Here is a 23,392-nt window from a genome sequence, read left to right as displayed (position 1 = left end):
CGGCCACCACGCCGGCGCCGAGCAAAGCGAGGGCGCCGATCAGTAACACCAGCGTCTTGTCGAAGATGCCGGCGGCAAAGAAGCCGAGCGCCGCTGCGAAGATCAGCCCGGCCACGAATTTGGGCCGCTCGCCGGACGCATCGGAAAGATAGCCGGTCACGACCATGCTGATGGCGCCGCAAACATAAGGCACCGCGGTGAGAAAACCGATCAGCGACGGGCTGCCGCCGCTGGCGGTCTTGATCAGGTCCGGTCCCCAGAAATTCAGGCCGTAGGAGGCGACCTGGATGAGGAAGTAGATCAAGCCGAGAATGAGCACACCGGGCATCAGGAGGGCGCGGCCGATACTGTGCTCGCCGATCGCGCTGTTCTGCCGGTCGAGCTGGACGGCGATGATCTTCCGCTCATCCGCGCTCAGCCACTTCGCCTGATCGATCCCGTCATCGAACCGCGCCAGCACCACGAGGCCGAGCAACACGCAGGGCAGGCCGCCGGCAATGAACAGCCATTGCCAGCCGGCGAGGCCTTGCACGCCGTTCATGTAGCTGAGGATCAGGCCGGAGACGGGTGCGCCGATGATGCCGGAGAAGGCGGTGGCGAGGAAGAAGATCGATGTGATCCGCCCCCGATAGGCCTGCGGAAACCACAGCGTCAGGTAATACAGGATGCCCGGCGCGAAGCCGGCTTCCATGGCGCCGATCAGGAAACGCAGTGCATAGAACTGCCACTCGGCATGGACGAACACCATGGCGGCGGTGGCGAGGCCCCATGAGATCATGATGCGCGCGATCCAGCGGCGGGCGCCGAAGCGATACAGCATCAGGTTGCTCGGCACTTCCAGCAGCACATAGCCGACCACGAACAGGCTGGCGCCGAGCCCATAGGCCGTGTTGCTGAGCCCGAGATCGGCCTGCAGCGAGGCTTTGGCGAACGAGATGTTCACGCGATCGAAGAAGGCGAACAGGTAGCAGATGATGATCAGCGGCATCAGCCGCCAGGCGATCTTCCTGACCACCTGTTGCTCGGATATGGGCGTGACAAAACGTTCCGTCGCGGATGCGGTGACGGTCATGGCGTCCTCCGTTGGGTTTTTATGGCAGTCTGAAAGTCGTCAGCCGGGCTGCAGCAGCGGCTCCGGGATCGCGTGCAGGTCGAGCGGCCTGCCGGCCTTGGCGACCTGGCCGGCCACGTCATGGCCGATCAGCGCCGGCAATTGCCGCGACAGATCGATGAGCGCGTCGAGATCGAGTCCCGTGCGCAGGCCGGTTTCCGCGCAGAGATTGACGAGGTCTTCCGTGCAGACATTGCCGGTGGCGCCCGGGGCGAATGGGCAGCCGCCCAGACCGCCCAGCGCGGCATCGAAGCGACGCGCGCCGACCTCATGGGCGGCCATCACATTGAGCAGGCCAAGGCCGCGCGTGTTGTGGAAGTGCAGTGTCAGCTGCGTTGGGGGGACGAGCTTCAGGACATCACTGACAAGCGCTCTGACCTGACGCGGATTGGCCATTCCGGTCGTGTCCGCCAGCGTGATGCCGCCGGCGCCGAGATCGCGATAGCGTTTGACCGTGTCGATCACTTTCACGCGCGCCTGCGTCCCTTCGAACGGACAGCCGAATGCGGTGGCCACGCTGCCATTCAGCAGCTTGCCGGCATCAAGCGTGCGTTTTCCGATGGCTGACAGCTCCGCAAGCGACTGCGCATGGGTCATGCCCATATTGGCGCGGTTATGCGTTTCGCTGGCCGACATCACGAAATTGAGCTCGTCGGCATCGGCCGCGATCGCGGCCTCGGCGCCGCGCAGATTGGGCACCAGCGCCACATAGATCGTGCCGTCATGCCGCCTGATGGCACCGAACACCTGCGCCGCGTCGCGCAGCGCAGGGACTGCCCGCGGCGACACGAAAGAGGACACCTCGATCCGGCTGAAGCCCGCCGCCGAGAGCGCATCGATCAGGCGCACCTTGTCGGCGGTCTCGACCCACGCCTTCTCGATCTGAAGTCCGTCGCGCGGCGCGACTTCCTGGATGATGATGTCCGGCGCGTCGGTCATTGCACGATCCCCGATTTACGCAGCGTGGCGATGTCTTCAGCGCTGCGGCCGATGGTGGCCAGCACCTCGTCCGTATGCGCGCCAAGCGCTGGTCCCTGCCACTTCACCTCGCCGGGTGTTTCCGACAGTTTTGGCGAGATGCCGGGCATCTTCACCTCGACATCGCCGGGCAGGGTGGCCGGCAGGATCATGTCGCGGGCGATGAAATGCGGATCGCTGACGATATCGGCCACCGAATAGATGCGGCCCGACGGCACGTCGGCGGCCTCCAGCCTGGCCAGCACCTCGTCCATGCTCAGTCTGCCGGTCCAGTCCGAGATCGCCTGGTCGATCATCGCCGTCTGCGGCACGCGGCCGTCATTATGGGCAAGGGCGGGATCGTCGGCCAGATCGGGCCGGCCGATCACCGTCATCAGCCGCTTGAAGATCGCATTGCTGTTGCCGGCGATGACAGCATATTGGCCATCCGCCGTCTCATAGGTGTTGGACGGCGTGATGCCCGGCAGCGAGCCGCCGCTGCGGGTGCGGATCTGCCCGTCGAGCGCATATTCCGGCACCGTGCTTTCCATCATGTTGAACACGCTCTCATAGAGCGAGACGTCCACCACCTGGCCGCCGCCTTGCCCGGTCTTGACGCGCAGCAGCGACATCAGTGCGCCCATCACGCCGTGCAACGAGGCGAGGCTGTCGCCGATGGAGACGCCGACGCGTGCCGGCGGCGAGGCCGGATCGCCGGTGGTGTAGCGCAGGCCGCCCATGGCTTCGCCGATGGCGCCGAAGCCGGACTTGTCGCGATAGGGGCCGGTCTGGCCGAAGCCTGAAATCCGCACCAGCGTGAGGTTCGGATTGAGTTTCGACAGCACGTCCCAGCCGAGGCCGAGTTTCTCCAGGCCGCCCGGCTTGAAATTCTCGATCACCACATCGGCCGATGCGGCGAGGTCGCGCGCGACGGCGAGCCCTTCCGGCGATTTCAGATCGAGCGCAATCGACTTCTTGTTGCGCGATTGCAGATACCACCACACCGACGTGCCCTGATGCAGCTTGCGCCAGGTGCGCAGCGGATCGCCCGATCCGGGCTGCTCGATCTTGATGACCTCGGCGCCGAATTCCGCAAACAGCCGCGCCGCGAACGGGGCTGCGATCAATGTGCCGAATTCGACGACGCGAATGCCTGTGAGTGGTCCGCTCAATGCGCGCTCCCTGAAACCTGTTCTCGGATTGAAACTGTCCGGATGCCGCCCCGAACGGGACGCTCCGAACCAATCCAATGTTAAACCAGATGTCGGGCAGGTTGTGCCAGCGGTCAAATATCCGTTCGCCAACGCGCATTCGCGAACCGCGAACGTGCAGTGCGGCAAGCGCGTTCAGTGCAGCAGATGGTCGAACATCATCTGGCTGGTGGCGGAGAGCCGCGCCGAATCGCGCGCGACCAGGATGAGTTCGCGGTCCGCCCAGGCATCATCAAGCGTGACAGCCGTCAGGTTCATGCCATGGCTGAGCACGTCGAACGCCTTGTCGGGGATGAGCCCGACGCCCATGCCCGCCTGCACCATGCGGCACACCGCATCGAAGCCGGGCACATGGACGCGCAACCGCAGCGTCTTGCCGGCCTGTTGCGCGCTGTGATGCGAGCGCAGATAGATCGAGCTCGTCGCAAACAGCCCGACATGGTCATAGTCCAGCGTATCGGCAAACGAGATGCGTGCCGCACTGGCCAGCGCATGATCGCGTGGAACGATGGCGACGAGTCGGTCGCGCCGATAGCTGTGACGCTCCAGCCCGCGTGTTTCCACATCGGCCGAGCAGATGCCAATCTCGGCGCTGCCTTCCTCGACGCCGCGTACCACCTCCGCGCTCGGGCGCTCCTGCAGGTCGAGCCGCACCAGATCATGGATCCTGAAGAAGCCCGGCAGATCGTCAGGCAGGAATTCGACGATGGCGGAGAGATTGGCCAGCATGCGGACATGGCCGCGAATGCCGCGCGCGTGCTCGCCGAGTTCGACCGCGATCTTCTCGATATTGAGCAGGGTGACGCGGGCATGATGCAGCAGCGACTCACCTGCGGGCGTCAGCACCATGCCGCTCGACTGCCGCTCGAACAGCGTGACCTGCAATGTGTCTTCGAGATCATGCAGGCGCTTGCTGACGGCCGACGCTGCAATCCCTTCACGTTGCGCAGCGCGCGTCAGGTTAGTTTCCTCGCAGACCGCGATGAAGAGCTGCAGTGTGGTGAGATCGATCCGTCGCACGAGACTTGCGGTGGTCGGCGGGGAAGAAGGGCGAGGCATGCGCGGCATCGGCAATCCACTGGTCCGTGAAATATGAGCGAGGCTACCACCACAGGATGCAGCGTGGCCGAAATTTATCGTGATGGCCATTCAGCCTGAGGGCGGATGAGCGAATCGTAATCCGCCGGCCGGTTTCAAGTCTGAAACTCCGCGGCGGATGACGGCTTCGCCTGATCCGCCCCATGGAATCGTGCAGTTCCATTCCGCGATTCTGCATCCGTGACCGTCCCGCGCCGCAATCGCATCTCATGCGTTCGCGAATGCACGTCGCGCTCTGCGTCACATCAGCACGACATGCAGGAGCAAGGACTGTCTCTAGCTATTCTAATCCCGCAAGCGATACGCACGCGTTTTCATCCGCCATAACGCGACGGTCGGCTGGGGTCGACGAAATACAGAACAACAAAAGGCGTCGACGTTTTGGCTGGGAAGATTTTGACTGCGGGCGCGATTGCGCTTGGCTCTACGAGTTTCATCACCTTGTTTCTTGTTGATACTGCTGGCGCGCAGTCCGTGCTGCCCGCAGTGACGGTGGAAGCGCCGAAGCCGCGCCTGGCACGGCCTGTCAACCAGCGTGCACCCGTACGCGTGCAGGCTGCGCGACCCGTACCGGCACCCGCGACGCCGGTCGATGTCCGCCCGCTCACAATATCCAAAGATACCGAGGCAACCGAGAACTCGAATTCCTACACCGCAACGCGCGCCGGCGTCGGCAGCAAGTCGGGCGCGGCGATCAAGGACACGCCGCAATCCATCAGCGTGATGACGCGCACCCGCATGGACCAGCAGAATATCACCTCGGTGGAAGACGCGATGCGCAACACCACCGGCATGACGGTGCTCGAAGCCGATGCCGGGCGCTCCACCGTCTATAGCCGCGGCTACGCGCTCGATACGATCCAGATCGACGGCGTGACATCGACGGCGAACAACTTCTTCTCGTTCCCTGATCTGTATTTCTACGATCGCGTGGAAACCTTGCGCGGCCCCAATGCGCTGTTTTCCGGCTCCGGCAATCCGAGCGGATCCATCAATCTGGTGCGCAAGCGCGCGCTCGATATCGGTCAGTTCCAGGGCAGCGTGAGCTACGGCTCCTTCAATGCCAAGCGCGGCGAATTCGACATCACCGGTCCGCTCAATGAGCAGCGGACCGTCCGCGCGCGCCTCGCGGCGGCCTATGACGACAAGGAACTCTTCTACAAGCTTCCGTCCGGCAATCCGAGCTTCTACAAGCGGCCGTCGATTTATGGCACGGTCGAGGCCGATATCACCGAAGATACCACGCTGTCCTTCGGCACGATGTATAATTCTGTCGACTACACCGCATTCTTCGGCTGGCCCACTTATCCGAACGGAACGCAGCTGCCGGTCTCGCGCGATGCCATGTATGGCGCGGACTGGAATCGCTGGCGGTCGTCGACGCTCGACAAGTTCGTCGAACTCGAACATCGCTTTGAAAATGGCGGCCGCGCCAAGGTGACGTTCCGCGACAGCGATCGCGACAGCGAAGGCGTTTATGCCACGCCGTCCAGCGCAATCAATCCGTTGACCGGCAGCGGCACGATGAACCGCATCAGTATCGGTCCGCAGATGAACAACAAGACCGTGGACGCCTTTGTCACCACGCCGTTCGAGCTGTTCGGCCAGACGCAGAACATCACGGTCGGCACGGACTGGCGGAAGTCCGACTATCTCCTGCAGACCGGCAATGCGCCCGGCGTCACCCAGAACATCTTCAACCCCGTGGCGCTGCCGTATCAGGACATGCCCTATGTCAATCGGTCGAATACGGTGGAGACACAGTCGGGCGTTTACGGCCAGATGCGCTTCAAGCCTTTGCACTGGCTGACCTTGATCGGCGGTGGACGTCTAAGCCAGTGGGAGACCTCGACGCTCAATCTGGTCAACGGCGCACGGTCCGGTGTGGCGAATGTCGAAAACAAGCTTACGGCCAATTACGGCGTCGTCGTCGACGTGACGAAGCAAGTCGCGCTCTACGCGTCCTATGCCGACATCTTCCAGCCGCAGACCACACAGATGTTCGGCGGCGGCGTGGTGCCGCCGCGCATGGGCCAGCAGCAGGAGGCAGGCATCAAGACCAGCCTGCTGGACGGTCGCATCAATGCGCATCTGGCGGTGTTCAAGATCAATGACGTCAATCGCTCGCTGGCCGATCCCAACAATCCGGGCTTTGCCCTGCCGGCCGGCGAGGCGGAGAGCAAGGGGTTTGAGACCGAAGTGTCCGGTCGCATTCTGCCGGGCTGGGACCTCACCGCCGGCTATGCCTATACCGACACGCGATACCTGCGCGACAGCGTGACCAATGAGGGACAGCCATTCCAGACGCTGACGCCGGCCCACAGCTACAATCTGTGGTCCCGCTATCTGTTTGAGGATGGCCCGCTGCAGGGTCTCAGCATCGCAGGTGGTGCGCGCATCGTCAGCTCATTCTACACGCGCAGCAGCGGCATCACCGTCACGCAGGCTGGCTATCAGGTGCTGACGGCCCAGCTCGGCTACCAGTTCACCCCGAACATCTGGGCCACCCTGACAGCCACCAATGTGCTCGACCAAAACTACTACAGCTATGTGAACACGACGACGACGGGAAACCGCTTCGGCGAGCCGCGCAGCATCATCCTGAAACTGTCGTCCCGATGGTAGACGATCGTTGCACGACCGGCGTGGCGTAGTCGCCAATGCTGAGCACCTTTCGCCAATCGATGACGTGGCTGCACACCTGGTGCGGCCTCGTTGTCGGCTGGGTGCTGTTTGCGATCTTTTTCTCGGGCACGCTGGCCGTGTTCCGCCACGAAATCGATTACTGGATGGCGCCGGAGCTGCATGTGGCGATGGACACCGACAGTGCCGTGACGGTGGGGCAGCAGGTCCTTCAGCAAGTGGCGCCCACGGCCACGCGCTGGGTCATCGACCTGCCGACCAATCGCACGCCGGTGCTGCGCGTGCGCTGGCAGGCCGATCCGAAGCAACGTTTCCAGTCACGCTCCATCGATAGCGCCGGCCATGATCTTGCGCCGCGCGAAACCCGCGGCGGCTCGATGATCTATCGGTTTCACTACGGACTGCTGCTCGGCACCACCGGCATGTGGATCGTCGGCGGGATGGCCATGGCGATGCTGGTGGCGCTCGTCTCTGGCGTGATCATCCACGCAAAAATCTTTCGCGAGTTCTTCACGTTTCGCCCGACGCGACCGGCACCACGGGCCTGGCTCGACGCGCATACGGTCAGCAGCGTCGCAGTGCTGCCTTTCGCGCTGATGATCACCTATAGCGGGCTGGTGATCTGGTGGTTCATCTGGTTGCCGGGCGGGCTCGATCTCGCTTATGGCGGCGAACGCGCCGCCTTGTTTCGCGACATGGCGCCTGCGGGCTTTTCGCGCGTGGCGCCATCGAAAGAACAGGCGCCACTCGCTGATCTCTCGCAGATTTTGCAGCAGGCGAAGGAGGCCGCACCGGGCGGGCTCGCCATCGCAACTGTCGTTGTCACCGCACCGGGCATGGCCAATGCGCAGGTCGAGATGACACGCATTTCGGAGAACGCGCTGTGGGGCGCAGGGGACCGGCTGCGCTTCGATGGTGTCAGCGGCGTGTTGAGCGAGCGTCTGCCGGAGCAGGGCGCGCCGGCTTTCGTCGCCCATCGCGTCATCCGCATCCTGCATGAGCTCAAATTTGCCGGACCATGGTTGCGCTGGGTGTTCTTTGCCATGGCCGCCGTCAGTTGCGCCATGATCGCCACTGGCACCGTGCTGTGGGGCAGCAAGCGGCGCGTCAAGCATGTGAAGTCTTTCGCGGCCGGCGGCGTCACCCGCCGCGGCGCCATGGCGGCCTTCGGCGTCGATGCCATGAATGCCGGCGTCATCGCCGGGCTGTGCACGGCCACCGGCGTGTATTTCATCGCTAATCGCCTGCTGCCCGTCACCATGACCGGACGTGCCGACACCGAGGTCACCATCTTCTTCGTCAGCTGGCTGTGCTGTGCCTGTGCCGCCATCGTCTATCTGATGATGCTGCATCGCCGCTTCGCCACGCTCGATGGCGCGCAGACCATGCTGCGGCGGCTCTGGGGTCTGCAATGGGCTTTCGCTGCCGCCGTTGCGCTTGCGATCCTGCCGCTCGATGCGATCACGACCGCCGGCATCAGCGGTGCCATCGCCCGTGGCGACCTGATCGTGCTGTCGTTTCTGGCCAGCGTGGTAGTCGCGGCCATCGCCATGGCCTGGGTGGCCTATATGGGTCTGCGCCCGTTGCCGGTGCTGCGAGGTCGTCGCTCATGAGCGCGCGCAGCGACAGCCGGCGTCACCGCATCGACGTCACCGCGCGCGTGGTGGCCGCGATTGTCGCCGGCTATGCCGTCTCCTATCTGTTCGCCGGCGCGCTACCGCTCTGGTTGCCGATCGCACGCACCGAAGCCATCCTGTGGGCGTCGCTCGCATCCTTCGTGATCTATACCTGCATCGTGCTCTATGCCTTCGGCGTGCGCAGCGCCTGGACGCTGTGGCGCAATCTCACGCTGGTGATCCTGCTGTTGCTCGCCGCGGTGTGGTGGGGCCGATGATGGTGCCATGGCTGTCCTTCATCGCCGCGCTGGCAGGCTTTGGCCTGATCAGCCTGACCATGCAGCGGCATGCCGGCGCGTGGTCGAAATCTGGAGAAGAGATGTGGCAGAGCAGGGGTGGCAAATCGGCCCTCGCGCTGGCCGGCGCCGCTGCCCTCATTGGCTCATGCATCGTCGCATTGCACGACAATCTGCAGCTCGGTGCCGTCTACTGGAGCGCCTATCTGATGGCGGCCGTCCTGCTGATCACTGGCTTGCATGCCTATGCGGAGCGATGGATGGTGCGGGTGGTGGTGCTGGTGAGCGCGGTGTTGATCGTGTCGATTGTGATTGCGGCCTAGACGCGCATCACCTTTGACTGTCGTCGCCCGGCTGACCGGGCGATCCAGTACACGATGTCCGTGGTATTTTATTTTGAAGGCCGGCGTCTACTGGATCACCCGCTTTCGCGGGTGATGACAGACGGAGTTCTACTGCTTCGTATTGTTCGGCAGGAACTGCGGACCCACCTGCCTGATCTGCCCCGGCGTGCCTGGTGTCGCCGGCTGCGCGGGAGTGGCGGGCGCCGCCTCCGGCGCTGCGTTCTTCTTCAGCGCGGCGGGCGTGCCCTTCTGCTGCGGCTGTGACATCCGCTTGGCGCGATCCTCGGTGACGATGATGTCGCCGTTCTGGGCGGCGGAGCTGTCGTCGATGGTCTTCAGCGCATCCGCCCAGCTCTGGCCCTGCGCCTTGCAGGAGCAGGACGGGTTGAACTCGGTGCGATACTTGAATGCGTTCGGCGACGACGAGTAAGGCTGGCCGGAGATCGACACCGCGGCGTTCATGTCCTCGCCGGGATTGCGATAGGTGTAGAGATTGGCGTCGGTCGCCGGGCACTGCGCCTTGCAGGCGCGCTCGTCATCGGCGAAACGCGCCGGCACCGTGGTGAAGGAGATCGGGAAATAGAAGCCGTCGCAGGTGCGCACGCAGACGGTACGGAAGGTGCCTTGCGGCACGCTGCTCATCATGTCGCCGCCGGGCGGAATGTCGCCGGGGCTGGATTCGTTGTTGCCGAACAGGTTGCTGAGGAATCCGCCGGGGCCGGAATTCTGCTGCTGCTGGCGCGCGGCGGCGGCATATTGCGGACCGCACTGGTTCTGCGCCAGAGCGAGCAGCACCGAGCGGCGCTGGTTGTCGCGCTCGGCCGAACCGGGCGTGCCGACGCGCAGGCGCTCGAGATTATTGGTCATCTGGTCGAGATTGCCGCGCATCTGCTGGATCTGGTTGTTCACCGGACCGCATTGCGCCGACTGGCCGGAGAACAGCGAGAAGAAGCCGGACGAGTCACAGCCCATCCGCTTGGCCTGCTGCGAGACGCGGTCGAGTTCGGCCTGCTGTTTGCTGACCGCATCTTCAAAGCGCCGGATCTGTTCGGCGCGCGCGGGATCGAGACCGTTGCCGCGATCAATGGTGGCGAGTTGCGCTTCGAGCCGGCCGCACATCGGATTGGCCGATTGCTGCTGCTGGGCCTGGCCGGGCGGATAGACCTGCGCGGGATAACCTTGCGCGAGCGCTTCGCCATAAAATGCAAAAGCGCCGATCAACGCGGCGCAGGCGAGGGCCCCAAAGGTCCGACGCGAAAAAGTGGCAGTCACAGGTACAGACATATCCGGCCGATGAACGAGGAACGGGCGGGTGCGCGATCAGACCGCGACCCCTGCCGTCATTGCCATATGCACGCGATGAAATTGCGGCGACGAAGCCGTCTCATAGCCGCTTCCCGAGGCCGGGTCACGCCTATTCCGGTGCCGCAAAGCCGCCGCACGCGGGACGCAAGGCTGCCGCACCGAATCCGCGCAAAGCTGCCGGACAGGCTGTCTATCGATTGCAGGTGATGGCGACGAATTCGTCGCACTTGCCGCCCTTGCAGGCGCCGGCGCTGGACGAAATCGAGCCGGTCACTTCATCGGGATCGACCCGGCGATAGGACACGGCCTGGGTGAATGAGCGCGACTTGCAATAGGATAGCGCCGCCGGCGCGCCGCACTTCTCGCCCTTGGCGAGGCACTGGTCGATGCCGTAGCCGTCGGACTGGTTGGCGACGATGAAAACGCGGGAATCGGCCCAGGCGGCCGAGGAAGCGACCGCAAATACGGCGGTCAGGGCAGCGAAAATGACTTTCATGAACCACCAGGCAATGAAAAACCGAGTTCCACCTCGATAAACCTCAATGGTTAACAAGGGTTAACCGTGGCAGCCGGGTACGCAGCGATTTGGGCCGAAATGTGCCGTTCTTGCGTGTTTCCAGAGATGCTTGCGTCATCTCGGCGGCGCTTGACGGTGAAATCGTGCTGCCGCATGGTGCCGGCATGAACGGTTTCCTCGCCATTTGTACGATTTGCCGCGAGATTGTGAGCTAGCGATTCGCTGGCTGAGGCCGTCTTTTTCTCACCTTCGAGATGACAGTACGCCCGGCCATCAGGGACGGACATCCAATGGAACTGCGCCTTTACGACACTTTGAGCCGCGAAAAGCGGGTCTTCACGCCGATCGATCCCGGCAATGTCCGGATGTATGTCTGCGGCCCCACGGTCTATGATTTCGCCCATATCGGCAATGCGCGGCCGGTGATCGTGTTCGACGTGCTGTTCCGCCTGCTGCGGCACATCTACGGCGAGCAGCACGTCACCTATGTCCGCAACATCACTGACGTCGATGACAAGATCAACGACCGCGCGCTGCGGGATTATCCGGGCCTGCCGCTGAACGAGGCGATCCGCAAGGTCACTGAAAAGACAGCCGATCAATTCCAGGCCGACGTGAAGGCGCTCGGCTGCCTGCCGCCGACGGTGCAGCCGCGTGCGACCGAATTCGTGCTGCCGCGGCCCGACGGCAAGACCGACATGGTGACGCTGATCAAGGAACTGATCGCGCGCGGCCACGCCTATGAAGCGTCGGGCGAGGTGCTGTTCGATACGCAGTCGATGCCGGATTACGGCGCGCTGTCCGGCCGCAAGCTGGAGGACCAGCAGGCCGGCGCGCGCGTCGCCGTCGATGCGCACAAGAAGCATCCGACCGATTTCGTGTTGTGGAAGCAGTCGTCACCGGAAGAGCCGGGCTGGGACTCGCCCTGGGGCAGGGGTCGTCCGGGCTGGCATATCGAATGCTCGGCGATGTCCGCGGCCTATCTCGGCACCACCTTCGACATTCACGGTGGCGGTCTCGATCTGATCTTCCCGCATCATGAAAACGAAATCGCGCAATCGCGCTGCGCCCATGGCACGCATGCCATGGCGAATTACTGGATGCATAACGGCTTCCTGCAGGTCGAAGGCGAGAAGATGTCGAAGAGCCTCGGCAACTTCTTCACCATCCGCGAACTGCTCGACGACTGGCCGGGCGAAGTGCTACGCCTGAACATGCTGAAGACGCATTATCGCTCGCCGGTCGACTGGACGGTGAAAGGGCTCGAGGAAAGCGCCAAGACACTCGACGACTGGTATTGGGTCGCGGCCGACGCTGCTGGTGGCGAGATATCAGACAAGGTCGGCGAAGCGCTTCATGATGATATGAACACGCCGCAGCTCGTTGCCGCCTTGCATGGCCTGCGCAACAGCGCAGCCGCTGGTAACGAGGCTGATCGGGCAACATTTGCTGCATCGCTGCGCATGCTTGGTTTCCTGTCCGAGAGCGCTGCCGACTGGAATAATCGCAAACAACAGGCGAGTGGCGTTGATGCTGCAAAGGTCGATGGCTTAATTGCTGAACGCACCGCTGCCCGCGCACGCAAAGACTTCAAGGAATCCGACCGTCTCCGCGACGAACTCGCGGCGATGGGTGTCGTGATCAAGGATTCCAAGGAAGGCACCACCTGGGAGATCGCGCGATGAGCCGTCCTGACACGCCATTTCCAAAGCACTGGAAATACTACATCGTTCTGAAATGGGCGCTCATCATCGGCGCAATTGCGCTGGCGTTGAAGCTGGTAGGCTATTGGTGAATGTGATGGCCAGCTCGAATGCCAAGCCCGGCCTGCGCCCGTTCCTGCCCGAGGACACCGCCATCGCGGCGGCGATCTATGTGGCGTCGATCGCCGAATTGACCGGCGACGATTACAGCGAGGCGCAGCAGGAAGCCTGGGCACAGGCGGGCGATGACGAGGCAACTTTCGGCAAGCGCCTCGGCTCGCAACTCACGCTGATCGCGACCCTCGATGGCATTCCGGTGGGATTTGCCTCGCTGAAGGGCGCCGATCACATCGATCTGCTCTATGTGCATCCGAATGCGGTGCTGAAGGGTGTCGCCTCGACGCTGATCGATGCGCTGGAGAAGCTTGCCGGCGCGCGCGGCGCGACCGGGCTCACGGTCGATGCCAGTGACACGGCGCTCGAATTCTTCATGAAGCGCGGCTATGTCGCCACCCAGCGCAACAGCGTGCCGCTGCATGACGAGTGGCTGGCGAATACGACGATGAAGAAGGCGCTGGCTGCGAATGCGTAGGCTTCGTTCGTAGGATGAGTTGAGCGCAGGCGCGATCGCGCCGGAGCGATACACATCATTGCCTGGCGCTGGTGGTGATGGATATCGCTTCGCTCAACCCATCCTGCGGTTTGGAGCGAGGGGAGGGGCACTCATGATTGATCATGTCTCGATTGCCGTCAGCGACCTCAAATGCGCTATCCCCTTCTATGAGCGCGCCTTCGCACCGCTCGGCATCATCCGCCTGGTCACGCGACCCGCCATGGTCGGCTTCGGCAAGACCTATCCGGAAATCTGGATCAACCATCGGCCCGGGATGGCGCCGCTGTCGCCGCTGAGCGGCGCGCATCTCGCCTTGCGCGCAAAGACTGTCGCGGAGGTCGATGCATTTTACGCAGCCGCGATTGCCGCTGGCGCGGTGTCTGAAAGTCCGCCGTCGATCCGGCCGCATGACCGCGTGGCGTATTACGCAGCCTTCATCACCGATGCCGACGGCAACCGGATCGAGGTCGTAACCTTCCCGCCGCGGGACGTGCCGCGCGGCTAGCAGGGGCGAAGCTGTGTCACCGACCGCTTCTGGCTACGTGCAGCGACGAACGCGGACGCCGTTGCGCCACACCGTCCGACAGACCACCGCTGGCTTGCGCACCACGACGCCGCCGCGATAACCCGCGCAGCCCGCCCGATAGACGCCGGCCGCGCAGACCACTGCATTTGCCTCGGTAGAACGCGTCGTCATGGTGGCACCGAACGACAGCGCTGCTGCTGCAATCAGGACGAAGTACCGCATCATATCCTCCCTCTTGTTATGTGAGTAAGCCTGCGTCAGGCATGCCGCCGATCCCGCGATGGATAGATCCCGCGATCAACGCTGCCGCAATTTTCACCCAGGTGCCGAAACTGATTGAAACGGTGCCTGCGTTCCGATCAGATTGCTGATCTGGCCTCGATATGCGCCGCGCCTCCCATCTCTGTTCTGGATGCCCTGTTCTTGAATCTCGGATGTCGAACGCAGCAGGAGCTCTCATGTCGGATGTCAAAACCCGATGGCTTGCATTTTACGACACACATATCGGTCCCGCCTCGAAGGAAATTTTCAGTCACGTCGAAAGGATGATCGTCGGCACCCTGATCGTGTCGGCGGGCGCGCATGTCGCGACCGATGAACCGCTGATCGCGCTGTTCGGCTACTTGCGCCACGGCCTGATCGGACGGGGCGTCATGTTATTTGGCGTTGCGCTTCTCCTGCTGAACTTTCTCGACGGTCTGTCCAAACTGGCCAAGCTGGAATGGCATCTGGCGATTCAGATCGTGATGTCGTTCTGTTATGTCGTGCTGTCGCTCCGCCTCATTCAATTGATCCTTGCCTTTCGTGGCGAATGATGCCGGCTCGTAGGGAGACGCTCAGCGTTGGGCGAAGGGTGTCAGAACCTCCCGGCAGGCGGGCGACAGTGAGGCGCCGTTGCTGGCCAGGCACTGTGCGATGCGGCCTTCGCCGGGGGTGACCCTGCCACACAGCGACCGGACATCGCCGCCGCAGGCAGATCGCAGCACCAGCAACTCCTCGCGTGGACGCAGCGGTCGCAGCATCATCGCTTGCGGTGATGCAACCGCCGCCGTTGCAGCACCGGTCGCCGCAGCGGCTCCCACTGTCGAACCGCCGCCGGCGGCGGCGCTCACGGCTGCCTGGCACCCCGGAGAAAGCTTCGCCTTGTTGGTCTCCAGGCATTGCAGCGCAGGGGCGCCGCCGGTTGGCACGCCCTTGCAGACCTTGGGATAGTCTACGCTGCAGGCGCTACGGATCGCGGATATCTGCGCACTGCTCGGCTGTCCCGCAGATGCGGCAGCCGCTTTCGGCGCGGCGGATTTGCTCGCTGGCGGCGGCGCATCGGTGCGCGGCTTGGCGGCCGCTGCCGGCTCGGCGGCTTTCGGAGCAGCGGCGGGCGTGCCGACGGCACGGACTGCACCTGCGCAACTCGCCGAGAGGCTCGACATGTTTTTCTGCAGGCATTCAAGCGATGCCTCGCCGCCAGGCGGGACGCTGGAGCAATGCGCGATGTAGTCCGAACGGCATTGCGTCTTGATGGCATCGCGCTGCGCCTGGCTCGGCGCCTGTGCAGATGCGGGGTTGATGATCGCGAGGAAAGCGGTCGCCACAAGCGTGCATCCTCGCACGGTCGAGCCGAGTGTGAAAAACATTGGGAATATCCTTGTTGTCAAATACCCGGTCAATCCGGGGCACTGCGTAAAATTCCTGAAGAGCACTTGCAGTTCGATTGCAGTTCTTGAGGCATTCGCAAAACAACATCGGTGCCCGCATCATTTGACGGTTTCGGTTTCACCACAAGTTATTTTTTGCTATCAAATCGAGCATCGAGCAATTTTTTAACTGAAGACTTTTTCAAAGATCAGTTCGATGAGGCAGGAAGATGCGAATTGTGCGCGCCTGTTCACCCAAGAAGCGTGATCACATTGAGCGTGTGCAGTACGGTATCGTCGTGCGCTCGCTTGGTCTCGGTCTTGCGGGCCTTGCCTTGAGCGGCTGCGAGCAGAATACATTTGTCGCGCCGCCACCGCAGAAGGTCGAGGTCGCGCCTCCCACCCAGCGCAATATCACGCGTTTCCTCGAGGCAACCGGAAACACGTCGCCGTTCAACAATGTCGATCTCGTCGCGCGCGTGCAGGGATTCCTGCAGTCGATCAACTATCAGGACGGATCGTTCGTGAAAAAAGGCACGACGCTGTTCACGATCGAGCCGGAAACCTATCAGCTGAAATTACAACAGGCGCAGGCGGCGCAAGCAGGAGCGGAGGCATCGAACAAGCAAGCTGAAACGGACTTCAAACGTCAGTCGGATCTCGTGTCGCGGCAGGTTGTCTCGCAGGCGACGCTGGATCAATCCACATCGGCGCGAGAGAATTCCCAGGCCAACCTTCAGCAGGCCCAGATCAACACCAGGATCGCGGCCGTCAATTTTGGCTATACCAATGTCACCGCGCCGTTCGACGGCATCGTCAGCACCCATCTGGTCTCGGTGGGCGAACTGGTCGGCGTGTCATCGCCCACGCAACTCGCCACGATTGTCCAGATCGATCCGATCTATGTGAATTTCAATGTCAGCGAGCAGGATGTTCAGCGTGTGCGCGAAGAGGCGCGGCGTCGCGGGCTGACGGTGAGCGATCTGCGGCAGCTCCCGATCGAGGTCGGGCTGCAGACAGAGACCGGCTATCCGCACAAGGGCAAGCTTGATTACCTCGCACCGAATGTCGATGCATCGACCGGCACGCTGCTGGTGCGCGGGGTGTTGTCCAATCCCGACCGGACGCTGTTGCCCGGATTTTATGTTCGCATCCGCGTCCCGATCGATCAGCAGAGCAATGCGCTGCTGGTCCCTGACAGCGCGCTCGGCAGCGATCAGGCGGGCCGCTATGTCCTCGTGGTGAATGCGGACAATGTCGTCGAGCAGCGCAAGGTGACCACGGGGCCGCTGGACGCGGATCTGCGCGTCATCGACAGCGGATTGAAGCCGGATGACCGCGTCATTGTCGCGGGCCTGCTGCGCGCGATCCCCGGCCAGAAGGTCGATCCCCAACTGCGAAAGACTGAAACACCGACCGCCACCAGATAGGACGCGGACATGATATCGAAGTTCTTCATCGAGCGGCCGGTGCTGTCCAATGTCATTGCGCTGCTGATGGTGCTGATCGGCGGCGTGTCGCTGTTCAATCTGGCGGTCGCGCAATATCCCGACGTGGTGCCGCCCACCGTGCAGGTGACCACGCGTTACCCCGGCGCGAGTGCCAAGACCGTCATCGACACTGTCGCCTTGCCCATCGAGCAGCAGGTCAATGGTGTCGAGGACATGCTGTATATGCAATCCTACAGCGCGGCCGACGGCACCTATTCGCTGACGGTGACGTTCAAGATCGGCACCGATCTGAATTTTGCGCAGGTGCTAGTACAGAACCGGGTGTCGAGCGCGCTGTCGTCGCTGCCGGCCGCCGTGCAGAACCAGGGCGTCACGGTCCAGAAGAAGTCGACGGCGATCCTGCTGTTCGTGACGCTGTCATCGCCGAAGGCGACCTATGACAGCCTGTTCCTCAGCAATTTCGCCACGATCAATATCCGGGATGAGCTGTCGCGCCTGCCGGGGGTGGGCAATGTGACCGTGTTCGGGGCCGGGCAGTATTCGATGCGGGTCTGGCTCGATCCGCAGAAGCTGCAGGCGCGCTCGCTGATGCCGCAGGATGTGATCCAGTCGATCCAGCAGCAGAGCCAGCAGGTCGCGGCCGGGCAGGTCGGCATGCCGCCCACGCCGCCCGGGCAGGCGTTTCAATACACGCTGAATCTGAACGGGCGGCTCGATGATCCCAGGGCATTCGAGGAGATCGTCGTCAAGACCGGCGCGAGCGGGCAGGTCACGCGCGTCCGTGACGTCGGCCGGGTCGAGCTGGGAGCGCAGACCTACAGCGAGATATTTTCGCTTAACAACAAGCCTGCGGTCGGCATCGGCGTGTTCCAGTCGCCGGGCGCCAATGCGCTCGAAGTGCAGAAGGCCGTCGAGGCCAAGATGGCTGTGCTGGCCACGCAATTTCCACAGGACATCGTTTACGACACGCCATTCGACACCACGAAATTCGTCTCGGCCTCGATCCACGAGGTCTACAAGACTCTGATCGAGGCCGGGCTGCTGGTGCTGGTGGTGATCCTGATCTTCCTGCAGGACTGGCGGGCGATGCTGGTGCCGGCGACCACGGTGCCGGTGACCATCATCGGCGCCTTTGCGGCCATGGCGGCGCTCGGCTTCACCGTCAATCTGTCGACCCTGTTCGCCATCGTGCTGGCGATCGGTATCGTGGTCGATGACGCCATCGTCGTGGTCGAGGGGGCTGCCTACAATATCGAGCAGGGTATGAGCGGCCACGATGCCGCGATCAGCGCGATGGACAAGCTGTTTGCGCCGATTGTCGGCATCACGCTGGTGCTGATCTCGGTGTTCCTGCCCGCGGCATTCCTGCCGGGATTGACCGGGCGCATGTATGCCCAGTTTGCGCTGGTGATTGCCGCCACGGCGCTCCTCAGTGCCATCAATGCTGCGACGCTGAAGCCGACGCAGTGTGCATTGTGGCTGCGCCGCCCTGTGTCCCCCGAGCAACGCAATGTGTTCTATCGTGGCTTCAATCGGGTCTATGACCGGCTCGAGCGCGGCTATGCGGCGCTGATTACGCGACTGGTCGCCCGGAGCGGCCTGTCGGTGATCATCGCGCTGATCCTGATCGCCATTGGCGGCTACGGCCTGTCGCGAATTCCGACCGGCTTCATCCCGATCGAGGACCAGGGCTATCTGTTGGTCGCTGTGCAGTTACCGGATGGCGCGGCACTGGACCGGACGCAAAAGGTGATGGAGCGGGTCAGCGAAGTCGCCGGCAAGACGCCGGGGGTTGAGCAGGTGATCGGCATTGCGGGCATCTCGGCGCTCGATGGCAGTTCGAGCCTCGCCAATGCCGGCGTTGCCTATCTCGTCCTGAAAGAGTGGAGCGAGCGCGGACCGGGGCAGGATCTGCGCGCGCTGTTCGTCGGCCTGAACGAGACGCTCTCGGCCATCGAGGAGGCGCGCATCCTGGTGATTCCGCCGCCACCGATCCAGGGCATCGGCAATGCCGCCGGCTTCGCCATGCAGATCGAATTGCGCGACGGCAATGCGGATTACGGCAAGCTGCAGGCGATCACGGCGGCCATGGTTGCGACTGCGCAGACGCAGAGTGCCTTGCAGCGGGTCAGTTCGCCGTTCCGGTCGATGGTACCGCAGTTCGACATAGAGATCGATCGCGTCAAGACGCAGACGCTGCATGTCACCACCGATCAGGTGTTCTCGACACTGTCGTCCTATCTCGGCTCGACCTATGTGAACCAGTTCAACAAGTTCGGCCGCACATTCCAGGTCTATGCGCAAGCCGATGCAAAATACCGCGTCAGCGTGCGCGACATCGAAAACCTGATGGTGCGCAATCAGCAGGGCAACATGATCCCGCTGGGAACGGTCGCGAACGTCACCGCGGCCGTCGGACCGTCGCTGATCAGCCTGTACAATCTCTATCCGTCGGCGACCGTGATCGGCTTGCCCGCACAGGGCTACAGCTCCGGGCAATCGATGGCGCTGATGGAGCAGATCGCGGCGAAGACGCTGCCGATGGGGACCGGCTTCGAATGGACCGCCATGTCCTTTCAGGAGAAGATCGTCGGAAATCAGCTCTATTACGTGTTCGGACTGGCGCTGCTGCTCGTCTATCTCGTGCTCGCCGGCCAGTATGAGAGCTGGTACGCGCCGATATCGGTGATACTCGCGGTGCCGCTGTCGCTGCTCGGGCCGATGGCCGTGCTTACCGGCTTGCGGATCGAGAACAATCTCTACACCCAGATCGGCATCATCCTGCTGATCGCACTTTCCGCCAAGAATGCGATCCTGATCGTCGAAGTGGCGATCGAGCTGCATGTGCATGATCGCAAGCCGCTGCTGGAGTCAGCCATCGCTGCGGCGCGCGCACGTTTCCGGCCGATCCTGATGACATCCTTCGCCTTCATTCTCGGCGTGCTGCCGCTGGTGCTGGCGACAGGCGCCGGCGCCAATGCGCGCAAGTCGATCGGGATCACGGTGTTTTCGGGGATGCTCGCATCGACCTGTCTCGCCGTGCTATTCGTGCCGACATTCTTTGTCGTCATCCAGCGGTTCGAGAACTGGCGGGCAGGGCGAAAAGCGGACCATGTCGCGCCGAGTGTTGCAGCCGACAGCTCTGTTTAGCTGGCGGCTGCAACGAGGCCCCTCTTGGGCTTAGAGCCGGGTCGCAACGTCCGGTGCGAGCTTTTTGCTCTCGTCCGGCGCCTTGGCAGCTGCGGATCGCAGCTTCGGCAGGATGTCTTCGGTACGATCGGCCGTCAGCACTTCGAGCGGCAGCGTCGGGCGGATGAAGGCCGTGCTGCGCATATGCGTGAGCAGCGTCAGCAGCGGCTCCCAGAAGCTGTCGATATTCGCGAGCAGGATCGGCTTGCTGTGCCTGCCGAGCTGCTGCCAGGTCAGCTGTTCGACCAGCTCTTCCAGCGTGCCGATGCCGCCGGGCAGTGCGACGAACGCATCGGACCGTTCGAACATCAGGCGCTTGCGCTCATGCATGTCGTCGGTAACGATCAGCTCCTGAGCGCCCACAAGCGCGTTTTCTCGCTTGGTCAGAAATTCCGGGATAATGCCCGTGACATGTCCGCCATGGTCGAGCACCGACTTCGCAACTGCACCCATCAGGCCGATGGAGCCGCCGCCATAGACGAGGCCGATCCCGTTCTCGGCCATGATCTTGCCGAGCCCGATGGCTGATTCGACGAAGTGGGGATTGGTGCCGGGGCCGGAGCCGCAATAGACGCAGATTGTTTTGATATTGCTCATGTTGGGCATGTGGCATCGGCTCATGACACGGTCAAGACGTGGCCGATCGCGAGACGGGAAATTGATACCGGAGACAGCTCTCTGGCGGTAAAATGATTCTCCGGAAGGGTGCGACAACCCGTCAAAGCTCCTATATGAGTATGATGAGAATGACGTTTCCTGCGCGGCCCGGCGCCGCTGCTTGTTTCCTGCCGGGCGCGATCGATGGCTGACAATCCGAAGACAAACCAGAATACGGCGCTGGAGAGCGCGACGCTGCTCGGCACCCTCAGGCATCTGTGGCCTTATATCTGGCCCGGTGACCGTGCCGACCTGAAGCGCCGTGTCGTCTGGTCGATGGTGCTGCTCCTTGTCGCGAAGGCCGCGACCATGGTCGTGCCTTTCACCTTCAAGTGGGCGACGGACGCGCTGAGCGGCACCGGCTCGGCGCCTGTCGCGCCATCCAACTGGATGCTGTGGCTGATCGCGTCACCGATCGCGATGACCGCCAGCTACGGTCTTGTCCGCGTGCTGATGGCGGTGTTCACCCAGTGGCGCGACGGCATCTTCGCCAGCGTCGCCATGCATGCGGTGCGCAAGCTGGCCTATCTCACCTTTGTGCATATGCATGAGCTGTCGCTGCGTTTTCATCTCGAACGCAAGACCGGTGGCCTGACGCGCGTGCTCGAGCGCGGCCGCGAGGGCATCGAGGTGATCGTCCGCATGGTGATCCTGCAGGCGATCCCCACCGTGGTCGAACTCGCTCTGGTGATGGCGGTGCTGGTCTGGCAGTTCGACTGGCGCTATGCCGCCGTGGTCGCGCTGACGGTGATCATCTATTGCTGGTTCACCTATGTCGCGACCGAATGGCGGATCGAGATCCGCCGCCGCATGAATGAATCCGACACCGAGGCCAACACCAAGGCGATCGACTCGCTGCTCAATTACGAGACGGTGAAATATTTCAGCGCCGAGGCACGCGAGGCCGAGCGCTATGACCGCAGCGTCGAACGTTTTGAGCGCGCCAGCGTGAAGACCTATACGTCGCTGGCGGTGCTCAATGCCGGGCAGGCGGTGATCTTCACCATCGGCCTGACGCTGACCATGATGTTGTGCGTCACCGGCATCCGCAACGGCACCCACACGGTGGGCGATTTCGTCATGGTCAATGCCATGATGATCCAGCTCTATCAGCCGCTGAATCTGGTCGGCATGATGTATCGCGAGATCAAGCAGGCGATCATCGATATCGAAAAACTGTTCGGTGTGCTGAACCGCGATGCCGAGGTGAAGGACCGGGCAGGGTCGAAGCCGCTTGTGGTCGGATCGGGCGCCATCCGTTTCGATGATGTGCGCTTCTCCTACGATCCGGAGCGGCCGATCCTGAAGGGATTGAGTTTTGAGGTGCCGGCCGGCAAGACGGTGGCCGTGGTCGGCCCGTCCGGCGCGGGCAAGTCCACCATCTCGCGTCTGCTGTATCGCCTGTACGATGTCTCGGGTGGTCGCATCACCATCGACGGTCAGGACATTCGCGACGTCACGCAGTCGTCGCTGCGTGCGTCCATCGGCATGGTGCCGCAGGACACCGTGCTGTTCAACGACACGATCCGCTACAATATCCGCTACGGCCGCTGGGATGCCACCGATGCCGAGGTGGAGGAGGCCGCCCGCATGGCCCAGATCGACCCGTTCATCCGCATGGCCCCCAAAGGCTACGAGACCGAAGTCGGCGAGCGCGGCCTGAAGCTTTCCGGCGGCGAGAAACAGCGCGTGGCGATCGCGCGCACGGTGCTGAAGGCGCCGCCGATCCTGCTGCTCGACGAGGCAACATCGGCGCTCGACAGCCATACCGAGCAGGAAATCCAGGACGCGCTGGAGAAGGTCTCCAAGGGCCGCACCTCGCTCGTGATCGCGCATAGGCTGTCCACCATCGTGGGGGCCGACGAGATCATTGTGCTGGAGCAGGGCCGCATCGCCGAACGCGGCACCCATGCGCAACTGCTGATGGCTGATGGCCTCTATGCCAGCATGTGGAACCGGCAGCGCGAAGCCGAAGCGGCGCGCGAGCGGCTGGCTCAGATCGGCGAGGACGATGCCGGCGCCCCGAACCGCCGCCCGCCGCCGGTGGAAGAGGGCGGCGAGCAAGTGCGGTCCGACGCCGCGGAGTGATGCGCGGTCTGGTTTTCTGTATTTCTCGATGCATCCTGTGGTGTGATATGGTGGGCCACGGGAGGGGGCGATGGCGGATCAGATCAGTAATGAGAGGCTGAAACTCACCTGCACATGGATTAACGGGCTTTCCCTCGCGATTTTTGCGGCAGGCGTCGTGTTGCCCCTGGTTAATCTTGTTATCGGCAATTCGCAGAGCGATGTCGGTCCGGTTGCGATCCTGTCAGGCGTTTGCTTGATACTAACGGTGAGCATACATTGGTCGGGAAACCTTCTGCTGGGAGAGTTCGATGACTCTGACTAACGCAGAAATTCTGGCGCTTGCTGTGCCGATCGCGGGGGCGGTGATGGCTTTCGTTGTTGCTTATGCGACCGGCGTATCGGTCAGGCGGCGGCGTCGGCGGTTGGAAGACGCACGCCGATCGGCGGCAGCAAT

Annotated in this window: 21 protein-coding genes; 12 read left to right on the top strand and 9 right to left on the bottom strand. The window is 62.9% G+C overall.

All coding sequences use genetic code 11. From position 1 onward, the window contains the following. The 4 genes from ACIQ17_RS16580 to ACIQ17_RS16565 all read right to left on the bottom strand — a co-directional run. Nucleotides 1-1,072 (bottom strand): MFS transporter (locus ACIQ17_RS16580; protein WP_398470159.1); only part of this gene is annotated, 1,072 nt, incomplete at its 3' end. Nucleotides 1,073-1,111: 39 nt separating this feature from the next. Next, entirely contained in the window at nt 1,112-2,050 is a 939-nt protein-coding gene (locus tag ACIQ17_RS16575) for a hydroxymethylglutaryl-CoA lyase (protein WP_398470158.1), read from the bottom strand. Beyond that, complete coding sequence (locus ACIQ17_RS16570) at nt 2,047-3,240, bottom strand: CaiB/BaiF CoA transferase family protein (protein ID WP_398470157.1); 1,194 nt, start codon at nt 3,238-3,240, stop codon at nt 2,047-2,049. Before ACIQ17_RS16570 ends, ACIQ17_RS16575 begins: the two co-directional genes overlap by 4 nt. 174 nt (nt 3,241-3,414) lie before the next feature. After that, a complete protein-coding gene (locus tag ACIQ17_RS16565; protein WP_398470156.1) occupies nt 3,415-4,338 on the bottom strand; it encodes a LysR family transcriptional regulator in 924 nt (307 codons plus the stop codon). A 480-nt stretch (nt 4,339-4,818) separates the two neighbouring features. Between ACIQ17_RS16565 and ACIQ17_RS16560 the strand changes: the two genes are divergently transcribed. From ACIQ17_RS16560 to ACIQ17_RS16545, 4 genes are read left to right on the top strand one after another with little or no spacing between them, the layout of a single operon-like run. Continuing rightward, nucleotides 4,819-7,002 carry a TonB-dependent siderophore receptor gene (locus tag ACIQ17_RS16560; RefSeq protein ID WP_398470155.1) on the top strand — a complete coding sequence of 728 codons (2,184 nt, stop codon included), beginning with the start codon at nt 4,819-4,821 and terminating at the stop codon, nt 7,000-7,002. 35 nt (nt 7,003-7,037) lie between these two features. Further along, nucleotides 7,038-8,633 (top strand): PepSY-associated TM helix domain-containing protein, encoded by a 1,596-nt coding sequence (locus ACIQ17_RS16555; protein ID WP_398470154.1) that lies wholly within the window; start codon nt 7,038-7,040, stop codon nt 8,631-8,633. Continuing rightward, nucleotides 8,630-8,914 (top strand): DUF3649 domain-containing protein, encoded by a 285-nt coding sequence (locus ACIQ17_RS16550; protein WP_398470153.1) that lies wholly within the window; start codon nt 8,630-8,632, stop codon nt 8,912-8,914. The genes ACIQ17_RS16555 and ACIQ17_RS16550 overlap by 4 nt, the downstream gene beginning before the upstream one ends. Beyond that, nucleotides 8,911-9,255 carry a DUF3325 family protein gene (locus ACIQ17_RS16545; protein ID WP_398470152.1) on the top strand — a complete coding sequence of 115 codons (345 nt, stop codon included), beginning with the start codon at nt 8,911-8,913 and terminating at the stop codon, nt 9,253-9,255. The genes ACIQ17_RS16550 and ACIQ17_RS16545 overlap by 4 nt, the downstream gene beginning before the upstream one ends. A gap of 129 nt (nt 9,256-9,384) precedes the next feature. Here ACIQ17_RS16545 and ACIQ17_RS16540 read toward each other — a convergent pair whose 3' ends face one another. Together ACIQ17_RS16540 and ACIQ17_RS16535 are read right to left on the bottom strand one after the other, a co-directional pair. Continuing rightward, entirely contained in the window at nt 9,385-10,560 is a 1,176-nt protein-coding gene (locus ACIQ17_RS16540) for a DUF2865 domain-containing protein (RefSeq protein ID WP_398470151.1), read from the bottom strand. 211 nt (nt 10,561-10,771) lie between these two features. Continuing rightward, nucleotides 10,772-11,077 (bottom strand): hypothetical protein, encoded by a 306-nt coding sequence (locus ACIQ17_RS16535; RefSeq protein ID WP_398470150.1) that lies wholly within the window; start codon nt 11,075-11,077, stop codon nt 10,772-10,774. 311 nt (nt 11,078-11,388) lie between these two features. Between ACIQ17_RS16535 and cysS the strand changes: the two genes are divergently transcribed. From cysS to ACIQ17_RS16520, 3 genes are all read left to right on the top strand, one after another. Beyond that, entirely contained in the window at nt 11,389-12,783 is a 1,395-nt protein-coding gene (gene cysS, locus ACIQ17_RS16530; RefSeq protein WP_398470149.1) for a cysteine--tRNA ligase, read from the top strand. A gap of 115 nt (nt 12,784-12,898) precedes the next feature. Then, the gene (locus ACIQ17_RS16525) at nt 12,899-13,393 is read left to right on the top strand and encodes a GNAT family N-acetyltransferase (protein ID WP_398470148.1); all 495 of its coding nucleotides are present in this window, start codon (nt 12,899-12,901) and stop codon (nt 13,391-13,393) included. A gap of 133 nt (nt 13,394-13,526) precedes the next feature. Next, nucleotides 13,527-13,919, top strand: a complete 393-nt coding sequence (locus ACIQ17_RS16520) for a VOC family protein (protein WP_398470147.1) — start codon at nt 13,527-13,529, stop codon at nt 13,917-13,919. Between the two features lie 33 nt (nt 13,920-13,952). Here ACIQ17_RS16520 and ACIQ17_RS16515 read toward each other — a convergent pair whose 3' ends face one another. Next, nucleotides 13,953-14,162 carry a hypothetical protein gene (locus ACIQ17_RS16515; RefSeq protein WP_398470146.1) on the bottom strand — a complete coding sequence of 70 codons (210 nt, stop codon included), beginning with the start codon at nt 14,160-14,162 and terminating at the stop codon, nt 13,953-13,955. A 236-nt stretch (nt 14,163-14,398) separates the two neighbouring features. Between ACIQ17_RS16515 and ACIQ17_RS16510 the strand changes: the two genes are divergently transcribed. Further along, a complete protein-coding gene (locus tag ACIQ17_RS16510; protein ID WP_398470145.1) occupies nt 14,399-14,755 on the top strand; it encodes a hypothetical protein in 357 nt (118 codons plus the stop codon). Nucleotides 14,756-14,776: 21 nt separating this feature from the next. Here ACIQ17_RS16510 and ACIQ17_RS16505 read toward each other — a convergent pair whose 3' ends face one another. Then, nucleotides 14,777-15,571 (bottom strand): hypothetical protein, encoded by a 795-nt coding sequence (locus ACIQ17_RS16505; RefSeq protein WP_398470144.1) that lies wholly within the window; start codon nt 15,569-15,571, stop codon nt 14,777-14,779. 230 nt (nt 15,572-15,801) lie between these two features. Here ACIQ17_RS16505 and ACIQ17_RS16500 point away from each other — a divergent pair, with 230 nt between their 5' ends. Further along, nucleotides 15,802-17,001: an efflux RND transporter periplasmic adaptor subunit gene (locus tag ACIQ17_RS16500; protein ID WP_398470143.1), complete on the top strand. Its 1,200-nt coding sequence runs from the start codon at nt 15,802-15,804 to the stop codon at nt 16,999-17,001. A gap of 9 nt (nt 17,002-17,010) precedes the next feature. Then, nucleotides 17,011-20,172, top strand: a complete 3,162-nt coding sequence (locus ACIQ17_RS16495; protein ID WP_398470142.1) for an efflux RND transporter permease subunit — start codon at nt 17,011-17,013, stop codon at nt 20,170-20,172. A gap of 30 nt (nt 20,173-20,202) precedes the next feature. On the opposite strand, the gene ACIQ17_RS16490 is transcribed toward ACIQ17_RS16495, so the two are convergent. Next, nucleotides 20,203-20,808: a TIGR00730 family Rossman fold protein gene (locus ACIQ17_RS16490; protein WP_398470141.1), complete on the bottom strand. Its 606-nt coding sequence runs from the start codon at nt 20,806-20,808 to the stop codon at nt 20,203-20,205. 204 nt (nt 20,809-21,012) lie between these two features. Here ACIQ17_RS16490 and ACIQ17_RS16485 point away from each other — a divergent pair, with 204 nt between their 5' ends. Continuing rightward, a complete protein-coding gene (locus tag ACIQ17_RS16485; RefSeq protein ID WP_398470140.1) occupies nt 21,013-22,956 on the top strand; it encodes an ABCB family ABC transporter ATP-binding protein/permease in 1,944 nt (647 codons plus the stop codon). Nucleotides 22,957-23,026: 70 nt separating this feature from the next. Next, nucleotides 23,027-23,260 (top strand): amino acid transporter protein, encoded by a 234-nt coding sequence (locus ACIQ17_RS16480; RefSeq protein WP_398470139.1) that lies wholly within the window; start codon nt 23,027-23,029, stop codon nt 23,258-23,260. The last annotated feature ends 132 nt before the right edge of the window (nt 23,261-23,392 follow it).

It is taken from the genome of Tardiphaga sp., assembly GCF_044340795.1.
Lineage (GTDB): Bacteria > Pseudomonadota > Alphaproteobacteria > Rhizobiales > Xanthobacteraceae > Tardiphaga.
This window is presented reverse-complemented; position numbering and strand designations above follow the sequence as displayed.

Excerpts from the sequence above, each read along its gene's own strand:
- ACIQ17_RS16575 (WP_398470158.1), bottom strand. The coding sequence starts at position 2,050 with ATGACCGACGCGCCGGACATCATCATCCAGGAAGTCGCGCCGCGCGAC.
- ACIQ17_RS16565 (WP_398470156.1), bottom strand. The coding sequence starts at position 4,338 with ATGCCTCGCCCTTCTTCCCCGCCGACCACCGCAAGTCTCGTGCGACGG.
- ACIQ17_RS16555 (WP_398470154.1), top strand. The coding sequence starts at position 7,038 with ATGCTGAGCACCTTTCGCCAATCGATGACGTGGCTGCACACCTGGTGC.
- ACIQ17_RS16550 (WP_398470153.1), top strand. The coding sequence starts at position 8,630 with ATGAGCGCGCGCAGCGACAGCCGGCGTCACCGCATCGACGTCACCGCG.
- ACIQ17_RS16545 (WP_398470152.1), top strand. The coding sequence starts at position 8,911 with ATGATGGTGCCATGGCTGTCCTTCATCGCCGCGCTGGCAGGCTTTGGC.
- ACIQ17_RS16540 (WP_398470151.1), bottom strand. The coding sequence starts at position 10,560 with ATGTCTGTACCTGTGACTGCCACTTTTTCGCGTCGGACCTTTGGGGCC.
- ACIQ17_RS16535 (WP_398470150.1), bottom strand. The coding sequence starts at position 11,077 with ATGAAAGTCATTTTCGCTGCCCTGACCGCCGTATTTGCGGTCGCTTCC.
- cysS (WP_398470149.1), top strand. The coding sequence starts at position 11,389 with ATGGAACTGCGCCTTTACGACACTTTGAGCCGCGAAAAGCGGGTCTTC.
- ACIQ17_RS16525 (WP_398470148.1), top strand. The coding sequence starts at position 12,899 with ATGGCCAGCTCGAATGCCAAGCCCGGCCTGCGCCCGTTCCTGCCCGAG.
- ACIQ17_RS16520 (WP_398470147.1), top strand. The coding sequence starts at position 13,527 with ATGATTGATCATGTCTCGATTGCCGTCAGCGACCTCAAATGCGCTATC.
- ACIQ17_RS16515 (WP_398470146.1), bottom strand. The coding sequence starts at position 14,162 with ATGCGGTACTTCGTCCTGATTGCAGCAGCAGCGCTGTCGTTCGGTGCC.
- ACIQ17_RS16510 (WP_398470145.1), top strand. The coding sequence starts at position 14,399 with ATGTCGGATGTCAAAACCCGATGGCTTGCATTTTACGACACACATATC.
- ACIQ17_RS16505 (WP_398470144.1), bottom strand. The coding sequence starts at position 15,571 with ATGTTTTTCACACTCGGCTCGACCGTGCGAGGATGCACGCTTGTGGCG.
- ACIQ17_RS16500 (WP_398470143.1), top strand. The coding sequence starts at position 15,802 with ATGCGAATTGTGCGCGCCTGTTCACCCAAGAAGCGTGATCACATTGAG.
- ACIQ17_RS16495 (WP_398470142.1), top strand. The coding sequence starts at position 17,011 with ATGATATCGAAGTTCTTCATCGAGCGGCCGGTGCTGTCCAATGTCATT.
- ACIQ17_RS16490 (WP_398470141.1), bottom strand. The coding sequence starts at position 20,808 with ATGAGCAATATCAAAACAATCTGCGTCTATTGCGGCTCCGGCCCCGGC.
- ACIQ17_RS16485 (WP_398470140.1), top strand. The coding sequence starts at position 21,013 with ATGGCTGACAATCCGAAGACAAACCAGAATACGGCGCTGGAGAGCGCG.
- ACIQ17_RS16480 (WP_398470139.1), top strand. The coding sequence starts at position 23,027 with ATGGCGGATCAGATCAGTAATGAGAGGCTGAAACTCACCTGCACATGG.